The 8,455-nt window shown below is 31.4% G+C and carries 9 protein-coding genes and 1 pseudogene; 3 read left to right on the top strand and 7 right to left on the bottom strand.

The genetic code is table 11. The features are described 5' to 3' along the window. Positions 1–157: 157 nt before the first annotated feature. From D1970_RS18470 to D1970_RS18460, 3 genes are all read right to left on the bottom strand, one after another. Entirely contained in the window at positions 158–709 is a 552-nt protein-coding gene (locus tag D1970_RS18470; RefSeq protein WP_119114333.1) for a GNAT family N-acetyltransferase, read from the bottom strand. Between the two features lie 398 nt (positions 710–1,107). Beyond that, positions 1,108–1,587, bottom strand: coding sequence for a GNAT family N-acetyltransferase (locus tag D1970_RS18465; protein WP_119114332.1), 480 nt, complete (start codon positions 1,585–1,587; stop codon positions 1,108–1,110). Between the two features lie 357 nt (positions 1,588–1,944). Beyond that, positions 1,945–2,232: a hypothetical protein gene (locus D1970_RS18460; RefSeq protein WP_119114331.1), complete on the bottom strand. Its 288-nt coding sequence runs from the start codon at positions 2,230–2,232 to the stop codon at positions 1,945–1,947. 412 nt (positions 2,233–2,644) lie between these two features. On the opposite strand from D1970_RS18460, the gene D1970_RS18455 reads away from it, so the two are divergent. Then, positions 2,645–3,139, top strand: coding sequence for a matrixin family metalloprotease (locus D1970_RS18455; RefSeq protein WP_246370083.1), 495 nt, complete (start codon positions 2,645–2,647; stop codon positions 3,137–3,139). Between the two features lie 14 nt (positions 3,140–3,153). Continuing rightward, positions 3,154–3,837 (top strand): hypothetical protein, encoded by a 684-nt coding sequence (locus D1970_RS18450; RefSeq protein WP_119114330.1) that lies wholly within the window; start codon positions 3,154–3,156, stop codon positions 3,835–3,837. 61 nt (positions 3,838–3,898) lie between these two features. Here D1970_RS18450 and D1970_RS18445 read toward each other — a convergent pair. From D1970_RS18445 to D1970_RS23135, 3 genes and pseudogenes are all read right to left on the bottom strand, one after another. Next, a pseudogene (locus D1970_RS18445) lies at positions 3,899–4,387 on the bottom strand (IS3 family transposase); the annotation flags it as partial. 431 nt (positions 4,388–4,818) lie between these two features. Further along, positions 4,819–5,451 (bottom strand): hypothetical protein, encoded by a 633-nt coding sequence (locus D1970_RS18435; RefSeq protein ID WP_246370084.1) that lies wholly within the window; start codon positions 5,449–5,451, stop codon positions 4,819–4,821. 37 nt (positions 5,452–5,488) lie between these two features. Then, positions 5,489–5,794, bottom strand: coding sequence for a helix-turn-helix domain-containing protein (locus D1970_RS23135; RefSeq protein WP_246370085.1), 306 nt, complete (start codon positions 5,792–5,794; stop codon positions 5,489–5,491). Positions 5,795–6,156: 362 nt separating this feature from the next. Between D1970_RS23135 and D1970_RS18430 the strand changes: the two genes are divergently transcribed. Next, the gene (locus D1970_RS18430) at positions 6,157–6,450 is read left to right on the top strand and encodes a hypothetical protein (protein WP_119114328.1); all 294 of its coding nucleotides are present in this window, start codon (positions 6,157–6,159) and stop codon (positions 6,448–6,450) included. A 241-nt stretch (positions 6,451–6,691) separates the two neighbouring features. Here the strand turns inward: D1970_RS18430 and D1970_RS18425 are convergent, their stop codons facing one another. Continuing rightward, a complete protein-coding gene (locus D1970_RS18425) occupies positions 6,692–8,038 on the bottom strand; it encodes a M1 family metallopeptidase (protein WP_119114327.1) in 1,347 nt (448 codons plus the stop codon). Positions 8,039–8,455 lie beyond the last annotated feature (417 nt).

Genomic DNA, 8,455 nt, shown 5'->3' with positions numbered 1-8,455 from the left:
TTATTTGTGTCCAAGATATTGACTTAGATCCAAACTTAATCTTTTGTCTTTTTACCAGTTTTGTTTGCCATTAATATTTCATTTGCTAAGTTAGCTTACTGGATAAGGTTTTGATGTATGCAATATTTTTAAAATAAGTTAATAGTATACTTGTTACCTATTTCTTTATATTGACTAAGACTTCAGATAAAGTTGGGCACTCATGCCTAAGCAGTGAAAATAATTCTATATCATGATATAATCCACGTAGATAAATTGCATTTCTTTTTATCCCTTCAAACTTAAATCCACATTTTTCAGCAACTTTACGACTCGCTGCGTTGCCTATATTTAATGTAAGTTCTAGTCGCTCTATAGGTTTTAGTTCAAATAAATAAGCAGCAAAAATAGTAAGTGCTTCAGTCATATACCCTTTTCCTTGATCCTCTTTTCTATATAATTGATACCCAATTTCATAACCAGGCATATACCACACACCATTAAAATACGATATTTCCCCAAACAATCTACCATTTTTATCAGTAATTAAAAGTTTGCCAATTTTGTCATCCCAAAACCCTGTTTCTCTAAACCCCTTTTTAAACATAGGTTCAGATGATAACATAAGATGCCAATGTTCTCCTCTTTCTGAAAACTTATTTGTTAGGTTTAATATTTCTTCTAAATCATCTTCTCTTATAGTTTCTGAGTATAATTTTTTTTCCTTCAATCATATTATTTTCCTCCTCATATATTGTAGCTGTAACATTTAATAGAAAATATATTTTTTCTTACGAAGATTAATAAATCCCATAAAAATTTTATCTTTCCAATTCCAATATCATACGCTTTTATGATTTGATACTTTCTTTTTGCTTTATATTTAAAAAGTAAAAATAGGAAAACAGAGTAAAGGCTGATAGAACGAGAAACTTCAAATAACTCTATGAAGTACCAGCCGGCATGTTTTTTCGGTCATACTGTTGAGGTGAGGCCAAATCAAGAAGGAACCAGTAAAGAAAATTTCATGTCCTTTCCCTATCCTATTATTTCCTTCTTTATGATAACCTTCCAATTACACAATTTAAGATCGTCACTCTTTTTTTATAAAGTTTCTGCATTATAAAACTAATTCTCACGACATTTTTTGACATATTTAAATAAGGTAAGTTTTTCAGTTACTGGATATTCACCAATTTTTTTATAACCTAATTTTTCATAGAAATGATGATTTCTTTTATTTAAATACGGAGTATAAAGGCTCCATTCGACTTTTGAAGAAAACTCCTCTTCCATTTTTTCCATAACCCTACTTCCAAGTCCTTTGTTTTGAAATTTATCCGACAAGAATAGTTTAGATAAGCGATATTCGCTCTCGTTTTTTTTGCGAATATCTATACCGCCGATAATTTCATTTTCTATCCTAATAGTATAATGAATGAAATTTTTAATATTTTCAGTTAACTTTACAAGAGATTCATTAACAGGGCTTGTTTGATAGTCCTCATATAGTTTTAGGTCAGCTGCAAAAGCTTCTTTTTGTATATTTAACAAAGTTTCTAATTCATTAATTTGAGTTCTCTTTATACTAAGATTCAAATTCGTCACCTATCCAATCCCCTTATTATTTTCAAACACTTTGACATTAATAAATGAATAAATGTAAATACTGAATAAAACCTTTATTAATATAATTTATTTTTTAAACTTTTTAACTATTCTACAAAAATATGTTATTCAACAAAAAATTTAAAATTTCTCCCTTTTATTTTAAATTTTTATAATAATGTCAAAGTTCCATTAATTGTAATTTTATCTTATATTAGAAAAAAATACAAATTTTAACGGTCCAAAGATTCAGGCAAGTGGTTCAGCAATATACCAGCAACTACCATATAACCTAATAATCTATACTTTTAAAGGAGGTGAAAAAAATGAAAAGCGTTCTTAAATAATCACTCACTTTTACTTTATTTCAACAGTCTGTTTTGCGATTTTAGCGATGTATCTAATTAATTCTTCAACAGGGTATCTTACTAATTTATAAGATTGTCCATATTTAACACCACCTTTGTCCTCCATTAAGATTACCAGTTCATCAATTGTCATTTCTCCGCTTTTTAATTTATTAAAATATTTAAGCACAAGAGATTTCCAAACACGCCCGGGTGTAAGAATATATACCTCCCCCTGAACCTGGTGATTAAGTATCTTTTCAATCATTTTCATTCTCTTCTCTTGCTCAATAGACATTCTACTCTCTTCCCCCCTTTTACAAAAAAAAGACCGCAAAGGAGCCATGTTAATTTAAACTGAGCTACTTTGGGTCTTTCCCACTAAAATATGTACTTATTCATTAATGCTAGAGTTAATTAGCATCGTTCAACAATTTAATTATATTTGAATACCCATTCTTAAAACTATTATAACGCAAATCCTAAAAAGTGTTAATGACGCTCTTTATTGGCACACAATTGACAGAGTCAGTTGTCCGTGAACTGACAAAATCCATGTCCAAACGACCTTAGAATAAAAGAATATTATTAGTTTTAGAGTTTTTAGAGAGCTATTTTCATAAAAATGGAAATTACACTTGAATTTTCCTAATTATTAATGTAAAATTTTATTAATATTTAAAAAATTTAAAATTTGGAGGGGCAAATAATTGAAGAACAAAATGGGAAAAATAGTAATGGCAGCCTTAGTTTTTATTTTTGTTATACCGATGAGTACCTCAGCAGCAACAGTCAAACTATTAACTTGGGATCTAGTTGACTCTGGGAAACACTTGGATTGGGATGGAAGTACAAAATACCAGACTTCATTTGATTCAGGAAAGAATGTATGGAATGGATATAAAAGTGGGGTAATAAGAAAGGATTCTGCATATGTAATACAAGATGTCTCAATTTCTGATTATAGCGAAAAGTCTAATACCGGTGCTGTTACTTCATCTGGAGGTACTATAAAGTTTAATAGTTATGTAATGGATACTTTAAGTTCTACAGAAAAAAAGAATGTAGCTATACATGAGTTAGGACATGCACTGGGTTTAGCACACAATACATCAAGTGATGTCATGTATGCATATATAACTACAAATACATCATTAAGTGATAATGATAAGGCTTCTTATAACGCCGCTTATAATAATTACTAACAGGAAGGGGAGGAATGAAAACAATGGTCAAGAAAAAAAGTCAATTAATTATTTCATTGTTATTTATATTTAGTCTTTCTATGATTGTTTCAGCTTGTTCTAATTCTGAGAAAAATGTGAGTTCAGATAAAGGAGACCTAAAAGTTATTCAAATGGATGGTTCTTTTGCTATAGATGTGAATGATCCAAAAGAAACTGTAGGGGATGCAGATTACGTTTTTTTAGGCCGGGTTGTTCAAGATGTTAACACTGTGTACAAGAACCCTGTAACAATTGAAACTAGTGACGGTGCTAAAGAAGTTTCAACACCTTATACCAATTACAAAGTTACTGTCTTAAAAAATATAAAGGGCGATCTAATAACAGATACTTCAATGCCTATACAAAAAGCTGGAGGCATAAATAAGGATGGTTCTTCTGTTGTTTTGTATGAAGATGATGATTTACCAGAAGTAGGGAAATCGTATGTGTTTTTAGCTTATGCACAAGATGATGGATCTTTATTAGTGTCAGGCCCGAATTCAAGCATATACGTTGAAGGTGTTAATCAAGATGTTACCAGCAAAAAAATTGCAAAAAACACGGCTTCTTTGAACGAGGGATCTTTAGATTTAATTTCCGAGTATGAAAACGCATATGAAAATGAAATAGCTACAGATAGAGATCGTTCTGTAGCCGCATTTGATGCCAATCAATAAAATAAAAAGAAAAAAGAGCCTATAATGAAGTGACCCCATAAAGTTAGACACGGTTATTTCATTAGGCAGCGTCTAGGGCATGAAACCCGGTACTGTACCGGGTTTCATGCCTTTTAATTTTGCCTTAATCCGTTTGTGGTTATAGTATTCTATATATTTTTCCAGTTCACGTTTAATGTGCTCTACACTTTCAAATTCCTTAAGGTAGAGAAATTCCTATTTCATAATGCCGAAGAAACTTTCTATTACAGCATTATCGTAACAGTTTCCCTTACGGGACATACTTTGCATGATACCACGTTGACTGAGGGAATATTGGTATTTCCTCATTTGGTAGTGCCAACCCTGGTCTGAATGAATGAGAAGTGTTTCCTCACCTGTCAACCTCTCAAAACCCTGGTCCAACATAGTTGAAACAAGCGCATAGGTTGGTCTTGAACCAATTGTATAGGTAATAATTTCGCCATTAATTAAATGCAAAAATCGGGGATAGATATAATTTCTCTCCAAATAACTTGAACTCAGTGATATCGGTAACGCATTTCTCATTTCTACTAATCATTTGTTGCCACTGGTAAGCTTAAAAATCATCATTAGGTAACACAGAAAAGTCTGGGGTTGTTTCAAAAAAACTAAATCTTTTCTTTCCTATACTCTTTTCGTTAAAGTCCTCAGAACAAAGTCTTTTCCCATTTATACCGTATATAAGAAATAATGGAACGTTGTTGTAGAAATTTTTTGTTCCTTATAAAGATCAATAACCTCTTTTAATAAGGTCCTTCGAGGAATCTTGTTTTTACGTACTTGAATGGAAAACTTAGAAGTGAAGAAAACGAAGTATGCTTCTGAATAAATCCATTCCTCTTGTTCTTTCCATTCCGGTTTAGTAATAATTACAGGAGTAGATATTTTCTTATTTTGTTCAACTAAGTAATTAGTCAAAGAAATAGCTTCATTAGGATTAGTTGGTTGTATTTTACGTTAGCCATTCTTGTCTTGGTTATTATAATAAGTTGTCAATATACTAACAACGACATCCTCAATATTTACTTTTTGTTTCTTTGCTTCAACTTTTATTCTATTCTTTAATTTAGCTGGTACACCAATAGATAAGATCTCTAATCCGCTATCAATATAGAAACCATCTAACCTTTTACTAATTGAACCTTCAATTAATGTTCCTTTTAACTGTTCAAGACTCTCTTCAGATAAAATTTCCTTAATCAAACTTGGCTTTACTTCAACTAAAATTTCGTGATTACCTTGGATAATCACATTCATATTTTTAGGACCTACATGATTATAAAATAATTCAATAACTCTATAATAGAACTCTGATTTTTGAAATCTAAATTTAGCAATTCCCTTTTTGTTTTTATATTCAATATTAGGAATTGGAAATGTTGGCTTATACCCCTGTTTTTCTATTTCCCTATAAGGAATACGGTTACCATTATGAGTCTGAAGATATGGTTGTCCTAATTCATCTACTATTATACGGTTATTATTATTTCCTTCCTTGTCTATAAAAGACTGAAACCAGGCATATCCGGTATCTTTATCATAAAAATTTTTTCGTAGTCTTTTTTTTGATTTTGTTAATTCGTTTTTCATTCTGTTGATTTCGTCTGGACTTATAAAATAAAGTTCTTTACCACGGTATTTTTTTCTCTGCTAATAGCTTTCCTTGTTGGATATAAAGTGAAACGGTTGTCGGATGAATACCTAATAATAATTCAGCTGCTTCTCCAGTAGTAATGCCAGGTTTAACTAAATTACTTTTTAATGAGAGTACTTCATCTTCATAGAACAATTTCGTTGTATCAATATGCCAACTGTCTTCATAAACTGGGTTTAATTTGCCTTCCTTTACATATTTGTGGACCGTCGAGGGTTTAACCTTTAATAATTCAGCTGCTTCATTGGTAGTGACCATTTCTCGATTCTCAGTTACCACCTTGGTTCACCTTGCTTTCTAGTTGGGCTATTTTGTTTGTAACTTAGTTTCAACTTAATCTTATCAATATACATTGATATTGGTACACATTTAAATATAGAATTAATGAAAACCTTACTTTTTTATACTTATTAATAACTTTTAACATCTTTTCTTGGTTGTTTCAATTCTTGTTAGAAAAATATAATTAGAAGAAAGATTATACAGGAATATTTATTAAATAGAATAAGCACGAGATGTAAACGCTAGAATAAAAGTTGACCACTTAAGCATGATTCGCTAATGCAAAAGTTGACCACCCTTAACACCCCATCCTGTATCATAGTGTTTGACTAGAACATTGTGATACTGGAGGAAAAGGAATGTTAAAGATGGCTAATATTGAGCTTATCAGAAAACTGCATTTTAAAGAAGGTCGATCTATTCGTCAGCTAGCTAAAGATTTAGGCCATGCCCGTCAAACCATTCGAAAAGCATTAGAAAGTCCAGAGTTTCCAACATATTCTCGCAAGGCTCCTTACGCAAAACATTCAGTTGGTCCTTTTATTCCCATTATTATTCAATGGCTCATAAGTGATAGAACTGCCCCTATTAAACAGCGCCATACAGCTGCTCAAATCTACAGGCGCCTGATGAAAGAACATGGATTGGCGTAATGTCCCTTGATAAAAAGATTGATAGATTTTTGGGAGAGACGATCGACAAAGAATAATGTCAGCATCAGGGAATCCTTGATAAAGTGATTCTAGTAATACATTCAACTTCAAACTCCATTTTCCTTCATTACAGGAATGCTGCCCCGTTAATACAATAAGGATTTCAACAAAAAAGTGCTTTGATCCTTTCTGGATCAACGAACCCGTTAGTTGAAAATAAAGTATAAAATCACTTTGCAAATTATTTAAGCAACAACCAGTCCTTAAAAACAGATTCATCTTCTAACTTAAAATAATGTTTGGTAAATCGAACAAATTCCTCCGAATTTACCTCTTTATATTTATAAAAATCATAATAGGTTTTCAGGAATTTTTCTGCCTCTCCTACTCCACCTCTTTTTTCGAATAACTTCCACAACATAACATTCGATTTCCCATACGTATAAGGACTTTGATTCTCAACATATTTATCTAAAGGTAAATTAACAGGAAGGGGGGCAAGATGCTCTATTTGTTGATACATAGATTGATAAGGAATATCCTCTTTGGATTTAGAGAACTGGTACAACCCGGCAGCAAATTCGGAGAAACCTTCGTCTAACCACACATCATTAAAAGGATCATTACTTATTACACCATAAAACCACTGATGTGCTATTTCGTGAACAATCATATTTTTTAAGTAATCGGGTTTTACTTTACCTCCATTATAAATTGAATTAGCTGTCACAATACCTGGATATTCCATCCCTAAACCATCTAAAACAATATCTAATTGGGAAGAAGGATAAGGTCCAATATTCTTTTCAAAATAATTTAACGCATCTGACGCCACTTCACTAATTTCGTTATAAAAACGCTCGTTTTGCTCAAATCCAAAAACTCTAATATTTACGTCTCCTTCAAGTTTTTGAATGACAAATGGTTTCTTTAATATAGCCAAAAATATTTCTTTTACATTCTGAACCTCAAAATTCTCTTTGTTTTCACTTGGAAATTTATCATCTTCGCTTGTAGAAACGACAGTAAACTCATCAGGAATATCATAAGTAATTTTAAAATCGCTGAACGCAGTATGATAAGTTTCTCCCCTAAACCTATAGTCTTCCTTATTCCATTTATGTTCTCTAAAAGTAGCAACCATTGGATAGAATTGAGCCAAATAAAAATTCTCTTTACTCTTAGTAAACCTTAATCCATTCTCTGGGAGGGTCAAGTCATATGAAAATTCAACTGTTATTTCTTTCTCTGGTTCAATTTTTTTCTTTAAAGGAATTCTTAGAGTATCTGTATCTAGTGTAAAATCCACCTGTTCTCCCTCAATTGCTACTTTATAAAATTGAACAGTTCCTGGAGAGTCTAAAGGATTACTTAATTGCTCTGCTGTTTTCTCCGTAAACACATTAGGAATAAAATAAAAAAACAAGTCTCCCCAAGTATCTTTAGAGGTGTTCTTTATTAATATTGTGGAATCAATATGAAATTTCCCATCAAGATTCATACTTATTTTAATATCATATTTACTATCGTTTCCTGCTGAAATAGCATTGGGGGAGAAATCAGTATTGGAAATCTTTTCAGTTTTCACTGAGTCGACACCTATCTTCTCTTCATTTAATTCGCAAGCAGACAAAGAAACTACAAAAGAAAAAACTAAACAATAGTAGATAAATGTTCGTTTGATAAATTTCACCCCATTTTGAATTAATCCACATATATGTTTATTCTTTTAAAAGAAGTTATTTTCCTATTTAATCAAACAGCATTTTATCGACAAATTTACCTGTCAACAATCTTGATTCAGCAACCGATTATACCATCCTCTAATGTAGCTTTGGAATAAAGTTTGATAAAAATGAAGTTAATTTAAAAGTTTAATCATTTCTTATGGTTATTAATGAAAAGCCCCCGTTAGTCCAATAAAAAAATCGCCCTAGATAAAAATATCTAAGGCAGAAAGCATCGCAACATTTTTATAAATGGTAATCGGCTGAGTAAATGTCCA

Origin of the sequence: Mesobacillus zeae, from assembly GCF_003570705.1 — a bacterium.
In the GTDB taxonomy this organism is placed as follows: Bacteria; Bacillota; Bacilli; order Bacillales; family Cytobacillaceae; genus Mesobacillus_C; species Mesobacillus_C zeae.
This window is presented reverse-complemented; position numbering and strand designations above follow the sequence as displayed.